The organism is Nostoc sp. DSM 114159 (assembly GCF_053470285.1).
The window spans coordinates 19,297-43,614 of sequence record NZ_JBPFEH010000002.1; the positions used below are offsets into that span (position 1 = coordinate 19,297).

General features: G+C 40.2%; 24 protein-coding genes. 14 read left to right on the plus strand and 10 right to left on the minus strand.

Annotated features, from left to right (window positions below):
* The first annotated feature begins 19 nt into the window (after positions 1-19).
* A complete protein-coding gene (locus ACR5KR_RS35170; protein ID WP_448270498.1) occupies positions 20-187 on the plus strand; it encodes a hypothetical protein in 168 nt (55 codons plus the stop codon).
* A gap of 15 nt (positions 188-202) precedes the next feature.
* Here the strand turns inward: ACR5KR_RS35170 and ACR5KR_RS35175 are convergent, their stop codons facing one another.
* Positions 203-421 (minus strand): hypothetical protein, encoded by a 219-nt coding sequence (locus tag ACR5KR_RS35175; RefSeq protein WP_448270500.1) that lies wholly within the window; start codon positions 419-421, stop codon positions 203-205.
* Between the two features lie 426 nt (positions 422-847).
* Entirely contained in the window at positions 848-2,659 is a 1,812-nt protein-coding gene (gene mobV / locus ACR5KR_RS35180; protein ID WP_448270502.1) for a MobV family relaxase, read from the minus strand.
* A 9-nt stretch (positions 2,660-2,668) separates the two neighbouring features.
* On the opposite strand from mobV, the gene ACR5KR_RS35185 reads away from it, so the two are divergent.
* The 6 genes from ACR5KR_RS35185 to ACR5KR_RS35210 all read left to right on the plus strand — a co-directional run bounded on the left by ACR5KR_RS35185 (position 2,669) and on the right by ACR5KR_RS35210 (position 6,383).
* Entirely contained in the window at positions 2,669-2,881 is a 213-nt protein-coding gene (locus tag ACR5KR_RS35185) for a hypothetical protein (RefSeq protein WP_448270504.1), read from the plus strand.
* A 187-nt stretch (positions 2,882-3,068) separates the two neighbouring features.
* Positions 3,069-3,335: a hypothetical protein gene (locus tag ACR5KR_RS35190; RefSeq protein WP_448270506.1), complete on the plus strand. Its 267-nt coding sequence runs from the start codon at positions 3,069-3,071 to the stop codon at positions 3,333-3,335.
* A gap of 875 nt (positions 3,336-4,210) precedes the next feature.
* Positions 4,211-4,462 carry an HU family DNA-binding protein gene (locus tag ACR5KR_RS35195; protein WP_448270508.1) on the plus strand — a complete coding sequence of 84 codons (252 nt, stop codon included), beginning with the start codon at positions 4,211-4,213 and terminating at the stop codon, positions 4,460-4,462.
* 113 nt (positions 4,463-4,575) lie between these two features.
* Complete coding sequence (locus ACR5KR_RS35200) at positions 4,576-4,902, plus strand: hypothetical protein (RefSeq protein WP_448270510.1); 327 nt, start codon at positions 4,576-4,578, stop codon at positions 4,900-4,902.
* An 89-nt stretch (positions 4,903-4,991) separates the two neighbouring features.
* On the plus strand, positions 4,992-5,660 hold the full coding sequence (locus ACR5KR_RS35205) for a hypothetical protein (RefSeq protein ID WP_448270512.1): 669 nt from the start codon (positions 4,992-4,994) through the stop codon (positions 5,658-5,660).
* Positions 5,661-5,732: 72 nt separating this feature from the next.
* Positions 5,733-6,383 carry a hypothetical protein gene (locus ACR5KR_RS35210; RefSeq protein ID WP_448270513.1) on the plus strand — a complete coding sequence of 217 codons (651 nt, stop codon included), beginning with the start codon at positions 5,733-5,735 and terminating at the stop codon, positions 6,381-6,383.
* Between the two features lie 404 nt (positions 6,384-6,787).
* Here the strand turns inward: ACR5KR_RS35210 and ACR5KR_RS35215 are convergent, their stop codons facing one another.
* Genes ACR5KR_RS35215 through ACR5KR_RS35235 form a run of 5 tightly spaced genes read right to left on the minus strand, consistent with a single transcriptional unit; the run spans position 6,788 to position 14,029 of the window.
* Complete coding sequence (locus ACR5KR_RS35215; protein ID WP_448270515.1) at positions 6,788-6,922, minus strand: hypothetical protein; 135 nt, start codon at positions 6,920-6,922, stop codon at positions 6,788-6,790.
* The gene (locus tag ACR5KR_RS35220) at positions 6,912-9,581 is read right to left on the minus strand and encodes a pPIWI_RE module domain-containing protein (protein WP_448270517.1); all 2,670 of its coding nucleotides are present in this window, start codon (positions 9,579-9,581) and stop codon (positions 6,912-6,914) included. The genes ACR5KR_RS35215 and ACR5KR_RS35220 overlap by 11 nt, the downstream gene beginning before the upstream one ends.
* A complete protein-coding gene (locus ACR5KR_RS35225; protein WP_448270540.1) occupies positions 9,571-9,846 on the minus strand; it encodes a hypothetical protein in 276 nt (91 codons plus the stop codon). The genes ACR5KR_RS35220 and ACR5KR_RS35225 overlap by 11 nt, the downstream gene beginning before the upstream one ends.
* Entirely contained in the window at positions 9,777-12,782 is a 3,006-nt protein-coding gene (locus tag ACR5KR_RS35230; RefSeq protein WP_448270519.1) for a pPIWI_RE_Z domain-containing protein, read from the minus strand. Before ACR5KR_RS35230 ends, ACR5KR_RS35225 begins: the two co-directional genes overlap by 70 nt.
* Positions 12,779-14,029, minus strand: a complete 1,251-nt coding sequence (locus tag ACR5KR_RS35235; protein WP_448270520.1) for a restriction endonuclease-related protein — start codon at positions 14,027-14,029, stop codon at positions 12,779-12,781. The genes ACR5KR_RS35230 and ACR5KR_RS35235 overlap by 4 nt, the downstream gene beginning before the upstream one ends.
* A gap of 664 nt (positions 14,030-14,693) precedes the next feature.
* Here ACR5KR_RS35235 and ACR5KR_RS35240 point away from each other — a divergent pair.
* From ACR5KR_RS35240 to ACR5KR_RS35260, 5 genes are all read left to right on the plus strand, one after another.
* Positions 14,694-15,287: a ParA family protein gene (locus ACR5KR_RS35240; protein ID WP_448270522.1), complete on the plus strand. Its 594-nt coding sequence runs from the start codon at positions 14,694-14,696 to the stop codon at positions 15,285-15,287.
* Positions 15,284-15,688: a hypothetical protein gene (locus ACR5KR_RS35245; RefSeq protein ID WP_448270524.1), complete on the plus strand. Its 405-nt coding sequence runs from the start codon at positions 15,284-15,286 to the stop codon at positions 15,686-15,688. The genes ACR5KR_RS35240 and ACR5KR_RS35245 overlap by 4 nt, the downstream gene beginning before the upstream one ends.
* Positions 15,689-16,104: 416 nt before the next feature.
* Positions 16,105-16,398 carry a DUF2281 domain-containing protein gene (locus ACR5KR_RS35250; protein WP_448270526.1) on the plus strand — a complete coding sequence of 98 codons (294 nt, stop codon included), beginning with the start codon at positions 16,105-16,107 and terminating at the stop codon, positions 16,396-16,398.
* Entirely contained in the window at positions 16,398-16,841 is a 444-nt protein-coding gene (locus ACR5KR_RS35255; protein ID WP_196523921.1) for a type II toxin-antitoxin system VapC family toxin, read from the plus strand. The genes ACR5KR_RS35250 and ACR5KR_RS35255 overlap by 1 nt, the downstream gene beginning before the upstream one ends.
* Positions 16,842-17,091: 250 nt before the next feature.
* A complete protein-coding gene (locus tag ACR5KR_RS35260; RefSeq protein ID WP_448270528.1) occupies positions 17,092-17,649 on the plus strand; it encodes a GIY-YIG nuclease family protein in 558 nt (185 codons plus the stop codon).
* A 222-nt stretch (positions 17,650-17,871) separates the two neighbouring features.
* Here the strand turns inward: ACR5KR_RS35260 and ACR5KR_RS35265 are convergent, their stop codons facing one another.
* Positions 17,872-18,018: a hypothetical protein gene (locus tag ACR5KR_RS35265; protein ID WP_448270529.1), complete on the minus strand. Its 147-nt coding sequence runs from the start codon at positions 18,016-18,018 to the stop codon at positions 17,872-17,874.
* A 120-nt stretch (positions 18,019-18,138) separates the two neighbouring features.
* Here ACR5KR_RS35265 and ACR5KR_RS35270 point away from each other — a divergent pair, with 120 nt between their 5' ends.
* Both ACR5KR_RS35270 and ACR5KR_RS35275 read left to right on the plus strand, forming a co-directional pair.
* Positions 18,139-19,158 (plus strand): tyrosine-type recombinase/integrase, encoded by a 1,020-nt coding sequence (locus tag ACR5KR_RS35270; protein WP_448270531.1) that lies wholly within the window; start codon positions 18,139-18,141, stop codon positions 19,156-19,158.
* A 21-nt stretch (positions 19,159-19,179) separates the two neighbouring features.
* Positions 19,180-19,317 (plus strand): hypothetical protein, encoded by a 138-nt coding sequence (locus tag ACR5KR_RS35275; protein WP_448270533.1) that lies wholly within the window; start codon positions 19,180-19,182, stop codon positions 19,315-19,317.
* Here the strand turns inward: ACR5KR_RS35275 and ACR5KR_RS35280 are convergent.
* Both ACR5KR_RS35280 and ACR5KR_RS35285 read right to left on the minus strand, forming a co-directional pair.
* Positions 19,309-22,905 carry a hypothetical protein gene (locus ACR5KR_RS35280; RefSeq protein ID WP_448270535.1) on the minus strand — a complete coding sequence of 1,199 codons (3,597 nt, stop codon included), beginning with the start codon at positions 22,903-22,905 and terminating at the stop codon, positions 19,309-19,311. The two genes, ACR5KR_RS35275 and ACR5KR_RS35280, sit on opposite strands and share 9 nt — an antisense overlap.
* A gap of 87 nt (positions 22,906-22,992) precedes the next feature.
* Positions 22,993-24,111: an AbiTii domain-containing protein gene (locus ACR5KR_RS35285; protein ID WP_448270537.1), complete on the minus strand. Its 1,119-nt coding sequence runs from the start codon at positions 24,109-24,111 to the stop codon at positions 22,993-22,995.
* Between the last annotated feature and the right edge of the window lie 207 nt (positions 24,112-24,318).

The following is a 24,318-nucleotide window of genomic DNA, read 5'->3' on the forward strand; positions in this document are numbered from 1 at the left end:
CCCACGCTACTAAAGGTGAATGATGGCAACATACGTCGCGGATTCTTGCAGCGCTGAACAGGCATACGCCGAACTTTCGTGCGATGGCGTAACCGCCATGAGTCGGTGGCGATCGCTCCCACCATTGCAATGCTTTAGCGTTGGGCTAACTCAAATTTCCGCTTTTGCAGTTAGAAGTCAGCATTGAAGCGCTTTTTGGCTTCTACCCTACAGCAAGACACTTCTGTTCATATTCAATGCAAGCACTATCTTCAGAATTTGACTCAGCTATCAAAATTTGTTCATAAATTTCTAAACTTTCTCGCGGGGCTGTCGCTACCGTAGGCTCCATCAAAATCAATTCTGGATTGAAGGAATCCAAGTCTAAAATCCCAGTCATTGATGAACCACCCGGATCTACAACTAACTTTAGTAGACTCATCACAAGCACCTCACTTTTGGAAATTCAGTATGGCAATTTCCAGTAGCAAAATGCATCAGTATTGATATTATTTATCTTGCGTTATTCTGATGCTAATTCTCAGGCAAAATAATGCAAATAGTAGAAATATTGAGAAATTTGTCTATGATTTTTAGATGACTTCCTAGCACTTCTCGGAACTTCCTAGAAGTGATTTATGCCATTATTATGATTCTAAAAAGTCCTTTCTCTGAAACGCTTGTGGCATTAATAAGGCATATTTTTAAAATCTACGACGCACAGTACGCCATCTTTGGCGGAAAGTTTTTTGGAGCGAAAAATGATGATTTAAGTGAATTTCCAATCACTTGAACCAAAAAAGACTACTAAAAAACTACCTTTATACTACAAAACTAACTGTACAGTTCACTACTAGAACGTTGACTATTAAAGACTCAATTCATCATCCTGCTCCTGCTGTTGCTGATTCTGTTGCCTTAACTGCTGCCCATAATCGAGTAGCTGCTGATTCCAATCGTCAGCCTTGCACTTGAGCCGCTTGGACTGTGGCAGTAGTTCCTTAACAACTCGTGCAGCTGCATTGCCAGCATCGTCCGAGTCAAAAGCCACTTGTACATGATTGATATGCTGCAATTGCTCTACTGGTAAACTTTTGGGATTATCTACCGCCATGTACAAAGTTCTATTGGGTGGCACGTCGCCTCTAAGCTGATATTCCAGCATGGCAAAAGACACGGTATCAATGGGCGACTTCAAAAGCACTAATCTTTCTGCTGGATCTGTTGGCTGTCCGCCTAAGTGAAAGTAAAACCAGCCCTCACGCCGCTTAGTCCCAAACTCGTAGCCTTTGAAAGTGTTGTTTTCTCCCCGTGTCCCTCGCAGGAACGCACCTTGAGCTTGGGCTAGTGAGCCAAGATTCCGCATGACGAACACAGCGTTTTGTTGATCATCAGCGTAAACTAACCCCCTTTTATGCAGAAGTTCCACAAAATTTTCAGGTATTCCCCGTTTTTGGGTCAGGTAGTTGGAGACAGAAGACCACTTGCTTTTATCCTCAACTGGTAGCCTAAATTTGTCGCGCGGTTCTAACTGGATAATTTCAGCAGTCACTTTCTGAGCTTTGGCGATCGCTGCCCCAATAGCCCCAGCTTCGCCAAATCGCTCATGCAACCAGACGACCGCTTGCCGTAGATTGCAATTGTTAACGTGCATCACCAAATCAATTGCACCGCCTGATCCCTTTTGTTGATCGGGAGCGAAATCGTAGAATTTCTCGCCATCTATATTAATGATGTGTCCGTGACCCTTCCATCTGCTCTGATGAGTGCGATCGCAATTTAGCCCCAACTCCCAAGCCACATCAACAAGTGGCAAGTCGCGCAGTTGTTGGGTTTTCAATTCAAGCGTTCGCACAATTTCTTCTAGCCGTTGTCGTTCCTTCTCGCTGGCCCTAGCCCGTTGCTCTGCCCTCTCCAATCGCTCTGCCATAAAGGAGCGGTCAGCCAGTTGGTGGTTAATCGCTTGGAAGTGTTCATCAGACTGAATCCTGGCAACGTAATTCCTAGCTGATTCAAATGGCGTTGGCGCTAATTGGTTATTTGTAATGACTGCGGTGAGTGGTTCACTGTTAACCGCTTGGTAATATTCCTTTACTTTGGTGTGGGTTGCCTTACTGCCCTTGACCCCCCGTTCAATGCCCAAAGGAGCAAGTGCAGCAGCATAACTATCTTGCAGCTTGGATAACTTAATCCTTCCCTGTCCACCTCTGCCGCCAAACATCGCGTCATGACTGACTCTCCCGGTTTTCTCGTTCAATGGCACGATGTAGGCGTGAATGTGTGGGGTACTTTCATCTAGGTGAAGTTCTGCCCTGACGCACTTTGCCCCATAGTTTTGAGCTAGCCAGTCACGCGATGCTAAAGCCCATTGCTGCATCTTCTCATCAGACCACTGCCCATAAAGAGATGGATCAACGGGACGGAAATATTCAGGCGATGCCGAGAGAAACATCTCGGTGCATAACACTGCATCATGCCGTGGGCGATGCAGTAGCGTAGAGATTTTCTCCTTGACTATTTCCTCCAGGGCGCGTGAGTCTTCTCCCCCAATTAACCGGACATTCTCTCTAGTTGGATCTGCGTTGGGTGTTTCTCTGTTTCTGGTAACATGGTCATCACTTCCCGCAACGTTGCCGAATGTTTTTAGTTTCTCAATCCTGAGAATTGTTAGTGGCGACATCAAAGATTTATGCTACAAATGCAGTGCGAGTGTAGTACGAAAAAACCCCTTTGGGCGAACGGTGGTTTCATGTCACGAGCGCAGCGAGAGATGGCGCAGCCACCCGCAGGGCATGAAACCATAGTGAGTATGGTATCACTGATACAAAACCCCCAAATCCACTTTTGGGGGAGAAATCGCGCTTACTGCTTGGTGCGAAAATACGCCCAAAAGCACCTTTAGGGGGTATAACGACAGTCGTTTGACAGTCATCGGGGTTTTGGACAATGACTGTCAAACGACTGTCATTTGGTACAGTAGAGGGATACTAGGGGTAGTTTACGGCGCATTTTGACAGTCATTGAAATTTGGTATCAATCAAAACGATGGCTTACTTATAAACCCCTCTAATTCGGTAGGAATACAGGACATGGAGCAACCTGATTTAGAAGTGCTTTCGATTAAGCGCAGTCACGACAGTAGCGATGGCCAGTTGCTGCAATTTTTACGAGAGCGTGAGCGTCGAATGTCGGGCAGAGGTCTGACTAAAATTGTTTTGAGTACTTTAAGGATGTGCTGGGGGCCTTTTGTTTTTAAGAATCAGGGGGCTGACAGCGACACTCTTAAGACTGCTGTGATTTACTCTATCTCACAGTTGGAATTACAGATTCATTTGCTCAAGCAGTTACTCGATTGAGCAGTTTTTTGAAGTATCTTTGCAACACAAGTGTATTATATATTCTCAATAATTTTAGAGTTATTGAGAATGAATCCAGCGCTCAAAATTTGCTGTAAGTCATAGTCAGTCAGCATTACGCCAGAATTTTTCGCAAAAAGTCTTATGCTCAACTGGTAGCAGTAGGGCTACCGTATAGCTACCAGTTGGGGAATCATCAAATTTTCAACAACTCGCTTTTTTACTGCTCAACTGGTAGCGGGGTGTCACCAGTTGAGCTACCCAACAGCTACCACTTGAGCAAGGTATTTAGAACTACTATTTCAATACTGATAAACCACATAAAGCCTATGCAATAAGCGGTGTTTGCAGCATAGCTTTGGTATAACTCACAAGTGGAGTGCAGTTGTGATACTACAAAAGTAGTTATTGAGTAGTGTTTTTTGACGTTGGTTCAAAGTTTTTTTAGTTTTGGTTCAAAAAATCTGGCCAAACTTTTTGGCGTACTGTGCGTAAGTTTTGGTCAGGAATTTTTGGCGGAGAAATCAGGGTCGTTTATGAGGTTTTTGGGGTCGAAATCCTTACATTTACCTTGTGTTTACCTTGTAAATACCTTGGAGATGCCATTGCAGAACCTTATTTTTGGCAAAAAAGAGGCATTTTGTAAAAAACGGTGATTTTCAGTGTTGAAGGTGCAAATAAATCCTTATATTTGCCATTGGAATACCATTGAAATGCCATTGATTTACCTTATATTTGCCTTTAAAGAGAAAATCCTTGTTTATGCCTGATAAATGCCTTTTGGGTCAAATAATGTTTAGTATGCGAAGTTTTTCGGGAATAAAAAAAATAGTATGATTTCGCCACCTGCACATAAAAAATCGTTAGGAGGCAAGATGTCTATCGATAAAAAAGAACTGGTAAGGCGCGTTGGAAAACGCTTAAGCAAGGGTAGTGGCACAGTTGAAGAAATTATTGATGCCGCCCTCGAAGAAATATATGAATCGCTAAAACTTGGCGAGAGTGTTTCTCTACGGAACTTCGGGACTTTTTACGTCAGGACAGGGCGAGAGTGTTGGGTGTTTAAGTTCAATCCCTCCCAACGGTTGCGTCAGTTGTTTGGCTGGTCATCTACTTATAAGCCGTAACATCATCTGGAGGCGAACTCTCTACCGTGCCCCTTTAGGTGCGGTGGTCAACCTGAATGTCTGATAATATCAAGAGCGAAAAATTTGAATTTTTAATGAGCCAGGGGTAAGGTATGGAAGCTAAAAGCGAGGTAACAATAAAATTTAGCGGCGAATTACCAACAGCTACACCAGCCGCGAACAAAAAAGTTGAAATCGAGTTGACTGATCAGAACGGTATAGTGTTCACCGCTCAAGTTAATGCAAAAAGTTGGCGGAAGGCAGAAACTAGCGCCTCGGAATTCGCAGACTGGGCAGGGGCAGTTTCGGGCAAGCTTGGCCAACGCACAGAGAACGGTTTTGAGATCATTGACGCAGGAATCCAACTTTTTGAGAAAAAAGCGAAGGAAGTCAAACCAGATGTAGGGGCTACTGTATCTGAAGCTGGCGCTTCTTCATAGACAGTTTTTCTTGGCGCTCTCAGTTTTCTTTAAAAGCGATCGCTTTTCCAAAGGTTAGTGTTCTCATATATATATTCAAGATTGTCAGTATGACCATTACGAACGATACACAGCAGTTATCAGTCAATAATCAACCGATAACGCCGACAGATTCTCTACAATACCGTGCAATTGGGCGGCTATGGGGAAGATATGTTCCTTCCCCTGAGCTTATTTATAAAGGTCAGCTAATAACTGTTGATGGTGTAATCCTGAATGCTACTCTCAAAAAAAGAGCATCGAAAGTAGTTCAAGCTCAACTTGATTTATCACAAAATTATTTGTGGACTATCTACCCTAAAACACTATTAGAAACCTCTGGCATAGGACTAGATGTGAGTTTAATAAGTGTGAGGAAACCATCGGAGGATACCGAATCAGTTCAGACGGAATTTCAGTCACTAGCTGATAATTTTTCTGTTCAAGGTCTTGTCGTATATCAGGATTTTAACTCAGGAATAGTAGAAGTCAAGATTCAGCAAGAGCCTCGGAGTATAAATGATACTCCCAAGAATTTTAAACTGAGACTAATCGGATTTTTACCGCCCAATTCGGTGAAGTGTTTCTGGAATTTTCAGGTACGGCGTGTGGGGACTGACTTAGTAATTCAATCAGGAGAATGCATTAAATATATGGGTGCTAGGCAATCAAAAATTGAAAAATTATCAACAACGCCATCATCAAATACCCACGAGCAAGCCGAAGTTAATCCAACATAATAGGCGTAATCATCACCCTGTTATTACTCATTTACTTAATGCCAAAGAGTGTATCCCTGCAAATAATCAGTTATGCCCAAACGTAAATCAAATCAAAGAAATAGTTCACCATCACCAGAAATAGTCACGCCTCAAAAACCAGCTATTGTACGTGTCGTCAAGCAAGAAACTACTGATACCCCTGCACCATCTGAATCATCATCAACCACCGCACCAAAAGAAAATCAAAATAGTGTACCTGAGTTACACGTTTTGAATAACCAGAGTCAAAGCATTGAGATGGAGCCATCAAACAGTACTCTTCAAGCTGATGCTGGACTTGAAAAAATCAATGCAGCTATAGACTCGTCTGACTTCCCATTAACCGCATCAACACCAACAGTTAATCTAGAAGAATTAGCTCAAAACTCGTCAAGTAAAGCTATTGATTTAGCACAACCAGAACTAGAAAATAAACAACCCCAACTAGAGAAACGAATACCACCATATAAAAAATTAGAGACAGTTACTAATAGTACTGGACAGACCTTTGCTCTTGGGGAGGAGATACAAGTGAGTACCTGTAACTTTGGTTCTCAATCGGCTGTAATTACATTTTTTTATTCAGCACCAGATGGAAGTATTTGGTCTAGTTATTATCCTTTGACTAAAGACCAATGGCGGCGCGGTTGCTGCCGGATTGAATATTTGAAAAAGCTTGATGAAAATTTTTGCAATGGTTAACGGTGTAAAAGCACAGTTATTGAAAAGTTGTTGTGAAGCGATTTTGAAGAAAAGGTGATCACCGAAGACATCCACCGACAGTTCATTCTAAGATGGGCATATATACAGAAATCCTTATAGCGAACTCTCATTATTCGATTGTGTGCTTTTAGGCACATCAACCACATCAATCACCCCCAGAATATGGGGGTATTTTTCTGGCGGTAGTGGCTCTTGTAGAAGGACTTTCATTCCTGTATTCCACGAATGACTAAATAGGTGGAATCTCCGTCAGCATCAATCAAAAATTAAGAAACGCTTGCGTTCTCAAAACCGTAGATGGCTTACTACAAGCGTTTTTGTTAGGTAATGTTGTGCAACACTTTTGTGCGGGGGTAGCTAGCTAATGCGATCGCAACCCCACCTTAATTTTCATCCTTTAGCTCGGCTAAAAGCTTGTCTAGTCTATCGTTTGCATCTTTAGCAAGCTGAATGCATCGCACGCTTGCAGCCATTCCACCACCAGTAATAACAGTTCCCTCTGCAACACTATGGTTCACGAATAGCTTGAATTGGTCGATAGGCATCAAGTCCAACCGCACGGTGGAGTACTTCGGGAAAAATTGTAGCGTCAAGATACTGAATCATCCCATAAAGTCGCTGACACTGAACAAACGTTGCCCAATCACTAAAGCAGTCTGCTTCTTGAAGTGTCAAGCTTAAAATAACGCCACGGGGATTATAGCCTTGGGCTTGGGGTTTTGGTTTTTTAGGTTTCCCTGTCTTGTCGTTTTTAGTTATTGCTAATGGCACTAACTTACTTTCTTGGAGAATGCCACCGCTACGAGACTCAGGACGTTGGTTGCTTAAATAATAGTACCCACACTCAGAACCTTTTGATGAAGGGTGAAAAACACCTGTGGTATGTCCTTCAAGGTTCCCGTCTTCATCACAAGCACGATAAATAGGAACTTCTGTTGTATTAGGTGCAATGATATTAGCTATACGTATGTGGGGATATTTTGAAGTAGAGATAAAAGTAATATCTTCATTTTTGGGATTTTCTGAAGTGTCAAAAGCAAGGAAGTGCTTGCGCCATAATTTTTTCTGGAGAAATAGCAAACCATGAGAGCGAAGGTTATCAGCATCAAAGCAATAGATTGTTGGTTGTTTCGTTTCTTGGAATAAGTTGTTGAATACCCAGTTTTGGACTTTCTTCTTATTAAATTCGATGCTTTCAAATGCTCCTGATGCCATTTTTATTTGAAATAAGTAAAAATCTAACCATTCATCACATCCGTAAGCCTTAGCAGTAACACCGCTTTTGTCCATACGCACTGCTACAGGAAGGTACTTAGTTATTTCACCTGTATAAAAAGGAATTTTATAGACACCGACGCTAGCAACATCTGTAGGGAAATTTTCTACCTCAAAAGTTGGATAAAAATATGCACCAGCCATCGATAATCCGCTTTTTAGGGATGATTCTATACGATGAGAGAAATTACTTTTTAGAGACTTCTTTTTAACGAATTTACCTTGTTCTTTAGCAGCAGCTTGGGCTGCCTCCAATTTAGTAATTTCATCATTAAATTCTGCTTCTGTCAGGAAATCACCTTTGTCGTTTTCATCTTTAGGCTCAAAGTGGTCAGTAACGCTACCAAGCATTGCTAATGCAGGACGAAAGCAAGGTTTTGGGTCTTTTCTTGCATCTTTCCAAAAATGTTTCTTAGGTAGGATTTCAATTAAAGTCAAGGTTTTCTGATTTTGAGGTGATGGAGGAAGTAATTTTTGGAATTCTTTGATTCTATTAGCACAGTCAGTCCTCCAATTTTTTCCAGACATTTCTGCCCCTAAAACACCGAGGCTATGTATAGTAACATCGTCAATACCGTATTTTTTGGCGAGCGGACGGATTAATTCTTCAGCTTCTTTACTCTGCGATAACAATACTAATTTGAGATTAGGTGGAATATAAAATGGTGGAGATGTGTTTATACTAGCAAAATGCTTCTTGATAAATTCTTTGACTTTATTGTACTCACTACGTGGTTTTTTCAGCAATTTATCATTATCGCAACGTAAATAAAGTTCTATAAAACAAAACTCTTCACCTAGTACATTTTGTATGCGTTCTAAACAGGCTTTATGAAATATTGCATTATCTTTTGGAAAAAGTCCATCTTCTGCATTGTGCGAGCGTGATATTGTGTTACCGTAAACTACACCCCAAGCCAAATCGTTATTTTTATAGGGTGTTTGAACTACATCTTGAGCGTTAAATTTATCTTTAAAGTTAAGGGATTTTAGCAAATTTACAAGATTACCTTCAAAATCTATACCCCTTTGTTTACCCATGTATTTTAACTTGCAAGGGGCAAATATTTTAGAGTTTGTAGGACTGATATAAACAGTCTTACCTGTACTAAGATAGCCTAACTCCCAACTAACCCAACGCCTAATACCGTAATCGCAAGTAAGGTAGGGTTCTCCATTTAAATTGTAGTGGAATGCGAATCTCAGTAAGAAAGAGTAATAGTGTGTTGGTTTTTCTTTCTCTTCACTACCTTTCTTCTTTTTGTCTTGAGTAATAATCGTTGGTGGCCAACTGATAATTTCTTGAACATTAGACTTTTCTACTACACACTCATGAAATTGTAATGTTTCAAAAACTTGATTGCTGTTTGTATCGATTAAAGATAGCGGCTCTGCTACTATTGCACTAGCAATCAAATAAGGGATGAGACTATAGTACAAAGGGTCAGTTTTTAATTCTCCACCTTCAATACTCCATACAGTTTCAGGGATTTCTACCTGCTGAAATTCCAAGTCATGAGCCGAAAGTGAATGAATTTCTTGGATATCACTCGTGGTTAAACAATCTAAGTCTTTAAATGAAACATTTAACCAGTTCTTGACAACATTCACAATATATTCTTTGGAGATATTGTTAGATTTAGAATAAAACCAATGGGTATTAGATGTTAATTTAAATGCATTTGGGGAAGGAAATAAAATTTCATCATCAATTGAAATTGTTAGTGCTTGGTTAAGACATTCTATAGGTGGTAAAACATAATTTTTGTCATGCTTGTATTTCTGTAATCTGGAAAATAAATCTTTCCACTTCTTCGGGACAGCCAACGCATACAAATCGAATGTAAGTGATATCTTAGTCGGTATTTGAAGTGCAAATAATTGTATAGAGTTATATGCCATCTATTTTCTCCAATGCACGGTAAAAAGGTTCGTAAAGTGATCGCACTAGCGCGATGTCATGAGCGTCATAGCCTGTTCTGGTTTTAGCAAAGTACGGTTGCAGAACATACTTAAATCCTTTAAGTAAGGATTCTTTTTCAGTTTCAGCTTTCTTCTGGGCAAGGTTGGGTGCCCATGCTGCATCGATAAAACGAATTAAAGTCGGCTGATTACCACGAATTGTCCGGGCGATATCGCCTGCCAGGTAAGCACCATCAAACTCCAAATCAGTCCTTCGCGTACTTCTTTGGATAGTCCCTTGTGGGAATATTGCAAGATGGTGTCAAGACTTTTGAGAAAGATGCCATAGCCTTCGCTACGCCAAGAGTCGCAAACATCAATAAAGTTTCCTTCCCTCTCTTCTGCTATCGCTTTTCTTTCTCTCCACAATGCCAGTCGAAATTTATAATCAAGGTCATCAGGTGCGGGATGTGGACGAACTAAAAAATATGCTCCGCCAAATGCACTCAATCCTTCCTGATTTAACATGTTCTTACCCCGCCCAATTGCTGCTATTGGTGCAATCAAAATCGCTCGATTAGTATCAGCAAAATTTTCAATATTACTGCGAGAAATCAAAGATTCGTCAATTTCCTCTAGTGGCGATCGTGAAGTTAAAGCTGCCATCCGCTCTTTCCAATACGAGCTAGTATCAATGCTTTTGATGGCGTTGTAAACGAAATCAACCTGCTCGTAACTATTGACATACCAAATTAAACGCTTTCTACCTTCAGGTAGCGTGTCAAAATCACGTTGTAGGATGTCAGTTTTACGAAGTAGCGATCGCACTACCTGCAACAGGGCTTCTTCCTTATTTGTTGCCCCAGAAACCCGCACAGGCTTGCCATCTGGATAGTAACAAGGAGAAAAGTGGAAACTACTTTCGGAAATTGCTTCTATAGCTTTCCTAACCCTTGGACGTAGCAAGTAATCTACTTGGTTTTCCACATGATAAATAGGACTTTGCCCAGCCCAGCTTGTACCACTTAGTAACAAAGCGTGCGCTCCTTGAGTACCTTCATCAGCAAAGACGTGGGAAAAATTTTCCAACAGCCAGCGCCCTTGTCCGAGTCCTTGGAAGTACCAAAGTGTCAATTGATTCTCTTGCCGTTCCAGCTTGAACCCGCAAACCAAACCAGATGCTAGTCCCGGTATTAACCCGTAAAAATCCCGTGGAATACGGTTGAAAAAAACGATTTCCTCGGCTCCGTCTACTTGTTGCTCAAGTCCGTAAGCGGTTTTGATTGACTGTTGAAAAAATGACACGAAAAGGACTAATTTTAGGAACAATGCAAACTTGCTACAAAATCCCCACTTATCTTGAATTGCCTTCAACCAGCCTTTTTTCAAAAGTTCTGTTTGTATCTTTGTAATTGTTTCCTGCTGTTCTTGGTAGTTTTCGCTCTGAAGTCTCATTGCATACTCAGCAAGCCAGGAGTTTTTCCAATCGCCTTGCAGAAAATCAGCTAACTCCTGATAAACAGGGCTTTTATCAAGAATGAAAGTAGATGACTCAGTATCTATGCCCTCAGCCTTGGCAATTTCTAATACAAAATCTCTAGCAATGGACGAACAGGTAAAGAATTTCTCTGCCAGCCAGTCGCTTTCATCAGGGGATAGTTGCAATTGCGTGCAAATATTATCAACAAGCGTATCAGCATTTTGCAGAGCATGATTGAATTGCCCAAAAGTAAGCTGCCGCAGGTCGTTTCTAGAATTACGCAGCTTAGTTGCTCGCGTCCATGTTACTACTTGGTCTAGAAACCCATTACTCCCTCTCTCAATTAGTTTGATAGCAGGTAAAAATGTTGAGTCGAGGTTCGATTGCACCTTGTCGCACTCGTCAAAAAACACGACGCTACAAGTCCGGTACATCAATTCATAGTAGGTAATTGACTGTGGACTTACGTGCGGTAGAGGACGAGTGAATATAGCAGCGGCTACTGTTGTCAAAATGACATCTGAGTCAGCAAGTTCGTTAGTATCTCGGTGTCTTGGACACTGCCCAATCAGGGGACAAACTTTTACACTATCCCCATTACTATTGTTATTACTATTACCGTTACTGGTATTATTACTGTCGTCCGAGTCTTTTACTTCTCTTAAATCAAAGCACGGAGGAGAAGGAGGATTTGAAGGTTGAAAGTATTGGCTTAAGGGACAAGCTGTAGATAAGTGTGTGAAGCCGTCCATCCCACCATCTACACTATGCCAGTTCTCAATATGAACTTTTCGATTCCTTTGACTAATTACTACCGATACTCGTAAACCGACTTTTTTAAGTAGACTAGCCATTCTTAGGCACGTCACAACTTCGTTAAAGACAATGCCAACTCGCTGCCCTTTTTTTGCTACTGCTACAGTCAGAATTTCAATTAGTGTTGATTTACCTGCATTTAGCAGCCCAACTAAGTTTTTTACCCCGTCGAACACTATTGTATCGATTTCAGCAAATCCCATTCCTTGAAAATGCTCAAGGATGATATCTGACAAACGCCCTTTATGGTCTTGACCGCAGCATTCATCTAGAAGATTTGCAGCCGATTCCATTTCCTTCCGTGTGACAGAGATTGCTTTATTATTCTCGCGATGTACTGATAGAACCTTGCCTTGGCATAAGGGCAAATCCTTTGGAATTCTGATACTGTAAGCGTTATCTCCAGACCGAAAGCGATATTCTTTGCCGGGTTCTGCATATTTAACAGTACGCTGGCGATACTTCAATTTGTTACCAAGCAAGTCCTCAAAACCCTCAAAACGGTTGCCCCAGATAGAAGGCATGGATTTTCGAGTGAACCGATAAGTCTTATCATCAACATCGTAGGCTCGGTACTTCGAGGGAATTTGGTTGTATAACTTTAGCAACTGTTCTGTAACATCTTGGTTTGTTAAATACGGAACCAACTGCCTGAGATTAAATAGCGTTCTCTTTGCTTCTACTGTCTTCACCAACAAAGCCAAACGCGGAAACAGATAAAATCGATTAGATATTAGTAGCCATAGAGAAATTGCTGTTTCAAGTTCTGATTGAACACCTAACTTTTCAATAGCAAACAAGCATAGCTCTAAATCGAGCAACGCCTCAATCTGGTCTTTATGTAAACTCGTTTGTTTTTGCAGGGATTTTGTAGCTTTGTAGCGCCAAGACCTTGTTTCTCTCATGTCTTTCTCCCTTTATTTGTAGTGGGACTTTTACCGCGCTTCGTACTTTTCTCCTCAAGAGTTTTACTATTGGTAGAACGTGTGTCGCCTTCTGTATTGGTGTCGCTTTGCTTACTATTAGTAGCAGGTGTATCACTCTCCACCCCAGCTTTGCTCGCTTGCACTTCCACTTCGCGCACACCCGCTTTTTTCTTAGCAAGTGCAAAAACGGCATCATCGAAGATCGGTTTAACATTCTCCCACCGCCATCGTGATTTCAGTTCTTTAAGATAAGCAGGACGGTCTTTCTTCCGCTCCGCAGGGATGACGATATATGCAACATCCCAAGATGGTTCGCTGGGTATTGGTTCATCACCTAAATTCCTTACTAGTAGATAGGGATTAGAGTAATCCTTCAAATCGAGCGCCCATACTTCACCATCAGCAAACTTAATTCTCAAGTCATAGCGATCGCACTGTGGATAAAGTTCAACCTCCAGCCCCAAATCTACTAACTTCTTAAAGAGTTGAATTTCCGCACGTCCGGGGTAAAACCAAAAGCGTTCGATGCCACGTTTGAGTTTTAGGCAGTCACTTGGTAGTTTTACTTTGCGCTTGAGCCTGCGTCCGGGTGGACAACGGTTACAACTAGAGTTTGCAATTACTTGCCCTTGAGGATTTACTCCGGCCAGCGCATAACAGTACGGGCAGGCATAGAAGTTTTCCTCTAACTCATAGCAACTCGGTACAGGTTCGTAGCACTCATCTAACAGATCGGACAGCCCAACACCCAGTCCAAAATACCCTTTTGCTTCTACAAACTCCTGGTTCGACAAAACAGGATGCTCAATAATAAACCTTCGGAATTTGGTGTAAATTTGTACCCCTTGTGGGTGTGACTGACAGTGTTGCAGTAAGACAGAGGCAATTTTAGTTTGTTCTTGGCTCAGTACACTCCCACCAAAAGCTTCTGCTAATTCAATCGTTAATTCCGTAGGTTCCCCTAAAAAAAGCAAAGAGTCGCTTGAGTCTATTTCGTCGTCAATTTCCACTCCCCATTCTTCAAAGGGCTGTTCGCAAAGCTCGTAAAACTCTGGAATACTATCTGGTACATCTCCTGCTTTACCCCCCACTATAAATGCTAAAACTACCTTGTCGTAACCCAGTTGCAAGTCTTGAGGGTAAGGATAAAGCCTCCCCTGACGTGCTTGAACCCTGATTAGACCAGCAGAAATTTGCTCCAGTGTGGATATATTGAGTCTGATCACCAGTTACTACCGTAAAAAATAGAATTTTTATAATAGTAACGCTGAATATACGAGTTAGATATATAAAAATATTAAATTTTAGAAATATTTTCTAGACTATTGATCTGGGACTTTTACTTGAGGTGGCAAGACTGTAACTATTGATATGCTGTAAAAATTAAGAATGTATGTTGAGACTGTAGGGGAACTTTTGAGCTTTAGGAGCATTCGGCAGAAGGTTTCACGCTTTTTCCCAAAGTCAAAAATATGCTTTCTTAGATGCGCTGTGAATCTTAGGACGCAACCCTACCGTCAAAACTGTGAGCAGACTTAGGTGGTAAAATTTGCTATTTTTATTTTGAATTGGCGAAAATATGAATTGTCGAAAATATATATTGTTGTATTGCTAGCTATTTGTGTTATTGCCAATTTAAATAGCTCACGCAGACTGTACTAACCAGTAGACCATCCGAAGAGAGCGAAGCAACCTGATAATCAGGAGTAAAGTCAAACTGTCTTCTGTTCAGGTTTAGTCCGTCCAAGCTGACGGTTGCTACTTAGGATATTTTATATTTTTGAATTGGCAAAATTTTATATTGTCGGCAATTTAGCATTCTATAAATAAAGAAATACAAATTTTCGCCATTTTAAGAGTAAACTAGCAGCATTTACTGGAGTACATCTCGTGATAATCACCCTTGCCAGTTTCAAGGGAGGTGTTGCCAAAACAACAAGCGCCATCCATATTGCTTGCTTTCTATCTCAGCATGGCAGTACTTTGCTAGTTGATGGCGACCCAAACCACAGTGCTACAGGATGGGCAAAGCGAGGGGCATTACCCTTTAAAGTTGTGGATTTACTACAAGCTCCTATGCACAGCCGTAATTTTGACCATGTAGTTATTGATACAGCCGCTAGACCAAGCCACGAAGATTTGGAAGCACTCGCAGATGGGTGTAATTTATTAATCTTGCCTACTACCCCTGATGCTTTAGCGATGGATGCACTGTTGCAAACTGTAAGCACTCTCAAATCATTGGGCAGCGATCGCTATCGTGTGTTGCTTACAATTATTCCCCCAGCCCCTCGCTTAACAGGACAGCAGGCACGGGAAGCATTAGAGGCAGAGGGAATACCACTATTTCAACATGGGATTAGACGATTTGCTGTTTATGAAAAAGCGGCACTGGAGGGGTTGCCAGTTTACCAAGTAAAAGACCGCAGCAGCAAAATAGCATGGCGGGAGTATCAAGAAGTGGGTAAGGAGATATTGTCATGAGCAACCCTAAACCTAGCCCTTTTAAAAAGTTATTTCAAACCAAAGACGAACCACAACTTGAGCCAGAACTTTCTACTGAGGCAACTACAGAGAGTAACGTGAGACAGATTCCAACACCACAAAAGACAGCGCCAATTCAAGAAGAACCCCGCAAACGTGGCAGACCTGCAACAGGTAAGCGGTCAGATGATGCTTGGATTGGGCGTACCTATTATGTGAAACGCTCAACAGATTTAGATGTAGAGGAAGAATTACTCAAACTCAAAAGACGTGGCGTAGAGATTGATAAAAGCGAATTGGTAGATTTTCTAATGGCTGTCTGGGTGAAATACCAGCAAGGTGAAAATATAGATTTACTAATTGACGAATTTACGCCTTGGCGGAATTCTAAATTAGACTGACTCCTGACTGAATGCCTGGAACGTAGTGTAGCTGCAAGGTGAAAATGTAGATTTACTAATTGGTGAATTTACGCCTTGGCGGAATTCTAAATTAGACTGACTCCTGACTGAATGCCTGGAACGTAGTGTAGCTGCAAGGTGAAAATGTAGATTTACTAATTGGTGAATTTACGCCTTGGCGGAATTCTAAATTAGACTGACTCCTGACTGAATGCCTGGAACGTAGTGTAGCTGCAAGGTGAAAATGTAGATTTACTAATTGGTGAATTTACGCCTTGGCGAAATTTCAAATTAAACTGACCCCTGGTTGAATGTTTGGAACGTAGTGTAGTAAAGCTAAAAGAAACTATTGCGATAATGAAAAAGACTGATGCAGCTATGCCTGGATTTTCGTTCCAGTAGAGGACATACCCAATATGACTATTAAAGAACTCCTTCTCCAAGAAATTGAATCAACCCCAGATACCATTCTGGCTGAAACACTAGACTTTATACGCTTTTTAAAAACGAAGGAAACCCAACAAACACAGTCTGTTTCTGAAGTGGCTCCTTCCGCCGCTCACACTACGGTAAATTCCACAGGTCGCTCACTGCTCGAACACTTAAAAACAATTGGTAAATGGGAAGGCGATGATTTACAAGAGTGTCTTGAGCTAGTTTATGCCACTCGCGGCAAAGCCAAATTTGATTACGACAACCCCTTTGAATAATGTACTTATTAGATACAAATCACTGTAGCCAAGCAATACTTGGTAATGCCAATGTGCTTCGTCGCCTTGCAGAGGTGGAAAATTCTGTGATTACAACCTGCGCCATCGTTCAAGGGGAACTGATAGACATGGCAGAACGTTCTCAACGCAAGGAAAGTAACTTAGCCCTCATTGACCGTTTTCTAACGGGTATATACATCCACAACGTTGATGGATTTACTGCTACTATCTACGGGCAACTGAAAGCCGCTTTATTCAATCAATTTGCACCGAAAGAGAAAAGTAAGCGGAGAAAAACGAAAATCACTGATCTAGGCTTTGATGAAAATGACCTTTGGATTGCGGCTGTAGCCTTACAACACGGTCTTACCGTTGTGTCAGCCGACAGCGACTTTCAGAGGATTCGGGAAGTAAGGGCATTGTCCATTGAATCTTGGTTGTAAATTTTATGTACTTTGGGAGAGAGCGGGAAAAATTTTGACTTGATAAATAAGTATTTATACATAATTTTATTGACACCTTATTCTTAAATCTTTATCGATTCTACACTGTAGCAATATTGACCCAACATTATTGCGAAGCTATGACAGAGGAAGTATAGTTTGGTTAATTTAGGTGCATCACCAAGAATCTGTCGAGCAGTTAACTTTGTTTTCAAACACTGAATTTAGCTCAAAAAACACATTAAAAAATTTGAGATATCTTCCACCGATTAACTGTAATAAGGTATTGCTAGAGAGCAAGTCACGAAATTTTGAATTTCAGCAGGAGCAAAAAGAAAATAATTTAATTAGAAGACAAACAAAACTGTTTGATATCATATCTCTACCTTGCGAATGTCAGCTAGATCCTGATACTCTTAACCCTCTGAATTTGCCGCTCCAGCCATTAAATTTGGCTACAGAAGTTAATCAATTTGATAACGCTTGCATTTATTTTATTTTAGATAAAGCACTTCCGTTAATTTTATATATAGGTCAAAGCAAAAACTGCTGTAAGCGTTTGCGTACACTTAATTATTCTTCGAGTGGCGCTCATCATCGCAAAAAACAAATTGAGTCTTATCAACAATTAAATCAAAATTACGGATTTTCATCATCTATTTATATCGCCCGTTGGGACTTACCTATTTTTCGGGAAGAAAAGTATCGGTTAGAGTTAGAAAAAAGCTTAATTTTGAAGTGGTATCCTATTTTCAATCAACAGAACCAAGAATCAATTTTGTGGAGCAATTACTTAGTCAAAATATAGCTTAAATACTATCGTTATGCTTTGATTCGCGTTAGAAAGACCATTTTAGAGTGAATAGTTGAGTCAAACATGGATGATTTTTAAACCTATTGTTAATCTCTGCCAACTTAACAAGCGATCACTTTCCTGACAAACTGTATAGAAACTGGTACAGAGGAAGCGTATATACAAACCTATCCAGGCTTGTATTGACTACTGCGATGGGCTACGCCCGACCAAAGGTCATCGCCCATGCCTAGACGAAGACGATCGCGGCTGGTGGTTTGTATGGTGTGTTTCAATATCTGCTGCACCAGATGCCCAGTGTTTGCTATCAATTTTGATATCAAAGCAGGAAATTACAGACACAGCATGACTAATTAACACCATTCAACTTCCGCAAGAAGTATTTAGCTTTGAAGTGAATGTTTTGATTGATGCTCCCTCTTACCGAGGTATGATGTACGTTATTGGAAATTTGTATTATCAATAACGAAGCTGTAAGCACTTATGCCTAACGAGCCAATATTTGGTGAGCTAGTTAAAGTCGAGTTGGAAGCGTGTTTAGATGCACCGATCGCTCGGTATTTTGATGCACAACTTGACAAAGATCCAGATGTGTTGGCGCAGCTGTTGGCAGATAAGCGCAACCCCAATACTCGACGGGCTTATGAAAAAGATTTGAGGGATTTCTTTTTGAAGATGACGAGCTTACCGCCGACTGGTGATAGTGTGCTGGAGTTTTTGCACTTGCAGCGAGAGCAGGCAGTGATGGTGGTGCTGAAGTACAAGGCGATGTTGATTAAATCTGGGTTGCGGGAGGCGACAATCAATCGGCGGTTGGCGGCGATTAAGTCATTGGCGAAGATGGGGCGGAAGTTGGGAGTGTGCAACTATTCCCTAGAAGATGTTTCAGGGGAGAAGGTCAAGGCGTACCGGGATACGCGGGGTGTTGATAGCAAAGCGATCTCTCTTGTGATTCAGCAGTTTGATAGGGAGACTTTGATTGGTAAACGCAACTATGCGATTTTTCTGGTGCTGTGGGGTTTAGCTTTGCGTCGCCAGGAGGTATGTCAGTTAGATGTGGGGGATTTTGATTTTTATGGGCGCAAGTTGAGAGTTTTGGGGAAGGGTAAGGGAACGAATGAAGAATATTTGGATATGTCTAAGGATGTGGCGGCTGCTCTTGCTGATTGGTTGATAGCGCGGGGGGATTTGAATGTTAATTTCCCAATTTTTACGGCGTTAGATTTTCATAATACTGGGCATAGATTGACGACGGATGCCATCTATAAAATAGTGGCTACTGCTTTTAAAAAGGCGGGGGTTAAGAAACCTATGTCACCTCACAGGGTTAGGCACTCGGCGATTACGGCGGCGCTTGATGCCACTGATGGGAATATCAGAAAGGTGCAGAAGTTGAGCCGTCATGCTGATCCCAGAACGTTGATGATTTATGATGACAACCGAAATAAAGACTTGTGGGAGATGTCGGAATTGTTGACTGGAATGTTGAATGATTCTGAGTGATAAAAATTAATCAAAAGAAACATGAAAATTTTCCAGTCCGGGAAATGGAAATTCAAAGCCTTATTAATTCTGGTAGCCATCACTTTAAGTTTCCTCATATTAGTTCGAGATTTAATCGCTCCAGATTCAGGAAGTTTAAGTGAAATTGAGTTAACCTAGTTCCTCCTCCCATTGCTTTTGCCAAAACTTTATAGAAGCCTTAGCAGATTCAGCCAAAGAACTATAAAATTTGTGTGGAGGGGAGCCTGTAGGAAACTGTTTTGCAATAGCCAAAGCCTGATTTTGTAAAGCAACATCCTCTGGCATTGGCTCTTCTGGAGTACAAACAACACGTACATCAGAAGTAGAAGGGTATCTGCTGTATAAATGAGAATTTACTGTTTTATAGCAATCATCTCCCAGACTGTAGGCTTGCTCAAGTAAATTAGCAGTAAAATCTACATGAGTTAATACAAAGGATTGAGGAGCATGTTTCAAGAAACTACTAACCGTCTGAATTTTTTCAGAATCTTCGGAATTAATCCACTCTTCAAGCACTTTAATACTTGTGGCGTTAAATCCTAATGAGACTTCCTCAAATAGTTTTGATACATAGTGGTTATGGTTATTCAACCAACATTTATATTTTTGAAAAACTTTTAGTGCATGGTTACGGATTTCTCTGAGAATATCCTCGTATTCGCTACTTTTATCGATACTATTAAGATGAGATTTTAACCCAGAAAATGGAATGGCTTGATAATTCTTATTTTCGTTAGACTGAGCATTTTCAATTCTGTTAAGCAGAAACTGAATTACTAAACGTGGCGATCGCTGTAATGCACACGCCACGAATTCACCAATAGTATAGCTACTAATGTTCAAAATATATTCAAGCTTTTGCAAGAGAATTTTTAATTCTATATCAGATAAAATATCTAGCGAAAGACCCATAGTTGGGTGAAATATTCCACACAATTCTTTGGCAAGCTCCGTGCTATCATTTATATCTGTAGTAAGAACCATAGCAGTGACAAATTTTGGCTGTACATTCCTCATGATGCATAAGGAATGGATAGTACATCCTCTAACTTGTATGTCTTTGTGAGCAAGTAACTTTTTAATTAATTCGACATCTTCAGATTGTAAGTTATTTAACCAGGTACGACATCCTTCTGCAATCGAAATACAAAGACTAGATGACTCAGTATCTATAGCCATTTGAGCAATTTTAATAGCACGATGAATATCGAATTGTCTGACTCTCCACAGTAATAATGACAGTTGTGGTGCAAGGTTTGAGTTTGGCTCTCTAATAATAGCTTCGCAAAATTGAATAACATACTCTGGCTCTGCATTTGTTGCTAGAGTATGTAAAAATTCTAATCGGTAAGCACCCATAAAATCTTGTAACTTCCGATTAATTTCAATACCTGATTCTTGAATAAATATTAATTTTTCGTTAATGATGTGTACCCCTTCATTCGCATCTGGATGTCTTTCCAAGAACTCTCCCACAACAGCAGATAATATGTCTTGGATACATTTCTCTTTCTCTTGCCAGTTATTTTGAGAATAAAGGTCTTTTGTGCCTCTGTTATGAATGAACCAATCAAGAGTATCACAGGCTGTTAATACACCAATTAGCCGGAACTCGTAAGTAACTGGTATTAAGTTAATAATTTCCAAAGCTTTTTGTTTAACTTCGGATGAATAACTTAAATGGATGTGCCATTCCAGTATTTCTATGACTTGAAGATGAATGAGTGGTTCTGTTATTTTCTGAACTAGCTGGCTGAGAAATTCTAATATTTGTAACTGCTCAGTAACCCACTCCTCACGCTGTTCATCAGAAATTTTTAGCCCAATCATTTCATGTGGTTCTTCGAGAGCCTTTCTTAAACTATCTAATGCTCTTCGAGACACTTTCATCTGCTCTGAAGTTGCACACTGTTGAATAAGACTAATAGCTTTTTCACGAATAGATTCCGTTTTCTCTCTACTTACTGCAAATGTGGTAGATTCAAGAGTTAACCCATCACTGCGCGTTGAATGAGAATTCTTATCTAATAATGGTTCGATAACATCTAGAGGAGAGTAAATGTGATTATGTATATTTGGTTTCTTCAACCATCTAGCAACTGAATCTAAAACTATTCGATTGACCTCTAAAGACTTAAAAATATCATACTTAGCTAATTTTGTTAGAATCCGTATAGGATGTTCAGGGTAAGGATTGAGTTCTCGCTTATCATTTTTTGCTAGTTCCCATAGCAAATCACAACAGCGAGGTAAATAGTCCAAAGTGTAGCCTATTCGTTCCAATAGCTCTGGCAGTTTTATTTGTACGTCAGTGTGAGTGAAGTGGTAGAGTTGAGGTATGCTATCATCGTCTGCTGCTGTAGCAGGATTACGCATTGCAAACTCTATTAGCTTCAGCACTTGCCTTGGTTGATAATAAGCGACTTCTTTGAGGAGATTCAACATTTGGCATCTATCATAATTTGATGCCTTTTGAAACTCATCTTTTATACTCCACCAAATTTCAGCAAGTAAATTTGTTTCCTCACCGTTTGTATGGTAGATACGCCAATCCAGTTCAGCAAGATTCCTAAGAACTTGCTCTGGGCAAATTTGCATAAAATTATTAAAAACCTGCTGTGCGTAACCCGTTAAATCTCCCTGCTTTGTTAGGCAAGCTTCATGCAAGATATAGTCAGAAAGGACATCAGGAGTAATACGTAGGGTATCTCCCCGACGGAGCAAAATACCTGATGTTTCCAGAATACCTAAAGTACTAACTAATCTAGGTTTGTCTATATTAAGAGAATTAACAGCTACCTGCTTAAATTCCTCGTTAGTTAATCGAATTGGTGCTGTACCAGCAATCAGCTGTAATAGTTCACGGCAAAGTTTAGGTTCGACTTGCTCGCTAACTTTTCCGACTAACTCATCTTGAAACCTTTTTAGTATCCAATTCCGAAATTCTTCATCCCGTTCAAGTAGTAGTGGATCTACTTTCTTTTCTGCTAGTAGCTTTCCACCAATCACAGTAATTAACGGACAATCCCTTGTGATTATTGCCAGCCTTTCAGCATAATCGGCATACTCATTGCTAAGTACCTGAATTGCCAATTCTTTCACTTCATCTCGGCTCAATTCTTTGAGAATTTCAAATTCCCAAATATCACGAGAATCAAATTTTGCTTGTGTTAAACGAGAGTGAAGGTAGTCAATAGCTTGAGGTCGAGAAGATAAAACTAATTTAAATATTTCGGAATTTTGTTTTAGAAAAGTTAGTAATACTAATAAATCATCAATTTGGTGTGCATCATCTACAACAATTACACATGGTTTTATTAGTAATTCCTCTAAACTTTCGATAGTAATTGGTACTCCCTGCATCAAAAAGCGCAGGGTAAACTGCTGATGATGTTCATCAAACTGCTGTGCAAATGTGTGGAGAAGTTTTGTTTTACCAATACCACCACGTCCGGTTAAGATAGCAACTCGTTGCTGTTCTGATTCGACAAATTTATGTAGTTCTGCAACAGACTTACTTCTGCCAACAAGTGACCAAGTGTGATTAAAAAGATTTTTGGCATTTAATAAGGGACGAAAAAAGTCTTCTGCTGTTATTGCAACCTGCTTACTTTGTCGAGGTAAATGGATATGTTGATGTTCAATATAATCGCCTTCAATCCGTTCGCTATAATTACCTCCTCCAGTATTAATAATGCGTTTTTCAGGCAGGTTATGCTCTTCCATATTTTCGCCCAAGCTAATTTTTAAATCTATAGACGGCGGTTTAGTAAACTATAAATTTAGAAGTATTTAAATTTAGTTTCTTTAATTTTATTCTACTTCCTGCCAGCCTTTGATAGCGCCAACAATAAAAGCACCTGCTGGGTTATCAATAGCTTTCTCTAAAGCTGCTAAACTGCCTTCTTTTGCTGCATTTTTTACACGTTTTTTAAAAGTTGGATTACTCTCAATATGCTTGATGGCTTCTGCTGCCACTACCATTTGCTGTGATGTAGTAGTAGTAGGGTAAGTCTGCTCTAATTGTTGTAGTAATAGCTGAATCTCAGCAGCAGCTTCAGCAAGACTTTGGGTCTGTCCAGCAGCGTAGTAATTACCTTGAACGTAGTCGCCTTGAATGCGCTCGTTATAGTTGCCGCCACCCGTATTGATATTGCGATTGCCAGTCATTGTTGTATCTCCTTGAAATACTCGGTTGCCTTCACCTTGAACGTTGTTGACGTTGCCGCCAACTGAACCACCAATTGAGAAGTTACCTGGATTTTGATTCATGGAACCTACACTATGTATTGTATTTATATAATAGATGTTAGGGCTTTTTAGAATAAATTCCTTAAAAATACTGTCGATTGTATTTGAATTATCATATTCTAAATCTAATTGGAGATCCTGAATTTCTAGAGTAAAATCTAATATTCTAGTTTTTATAGTATCTAAAATCCCTACAACCACATCAAAGCTAACTAATCTATAGGCACGTACCAACGATGCATTTGTATAAGTTTCTAGATGAGGATATACCGACATTGGCAAACTAAATGGAATCGATTCTCCCTTAGATGAATCAATAATTGCTTGTAAACCAGCAACATTTTCAGAAAACTGCCTTGTATGTAAAGACTTTATATGTTCTTTTGGAAAAGTCGATTTTACACCTAGAGGTCTTTGATTAAGAAATACAAGATTTCCAAAATGTAGACCTTGTAAATCACCGAATATAGGTACATATTCTACACTTCTATAATCTGGCAATTCTATCCTATCAGAATAACCTGTTAATTCATAATTAACCCAGTTTTTCAAAGGGGAATAATCTAATTTATATGCTAAAGATTTACACTGTCTCAATATATCAGCCAACCTTATTTCCTGAGTATGACAGTTAGTTTCAATATTTTTAATTAAATTTAAGATTTCATGAGACTTAGACATAGTTTTCGTTTATTTCAACGGATCAAGCCTTCGGGATAACTTTACTTGTCGCCGGGAATAGTGATTCCCCCGCTTGGAGGTATCTCCTTATACTTTTTAACAGGTTTTGATTATAACCTTCCCCTCGTGAAAGGGTTGTATTTTCCTAATTTCGCCTGAACTCCATTTGCGCGAAGTGGTCTTGCAGTAGTTTGTGGATGAAGCGGT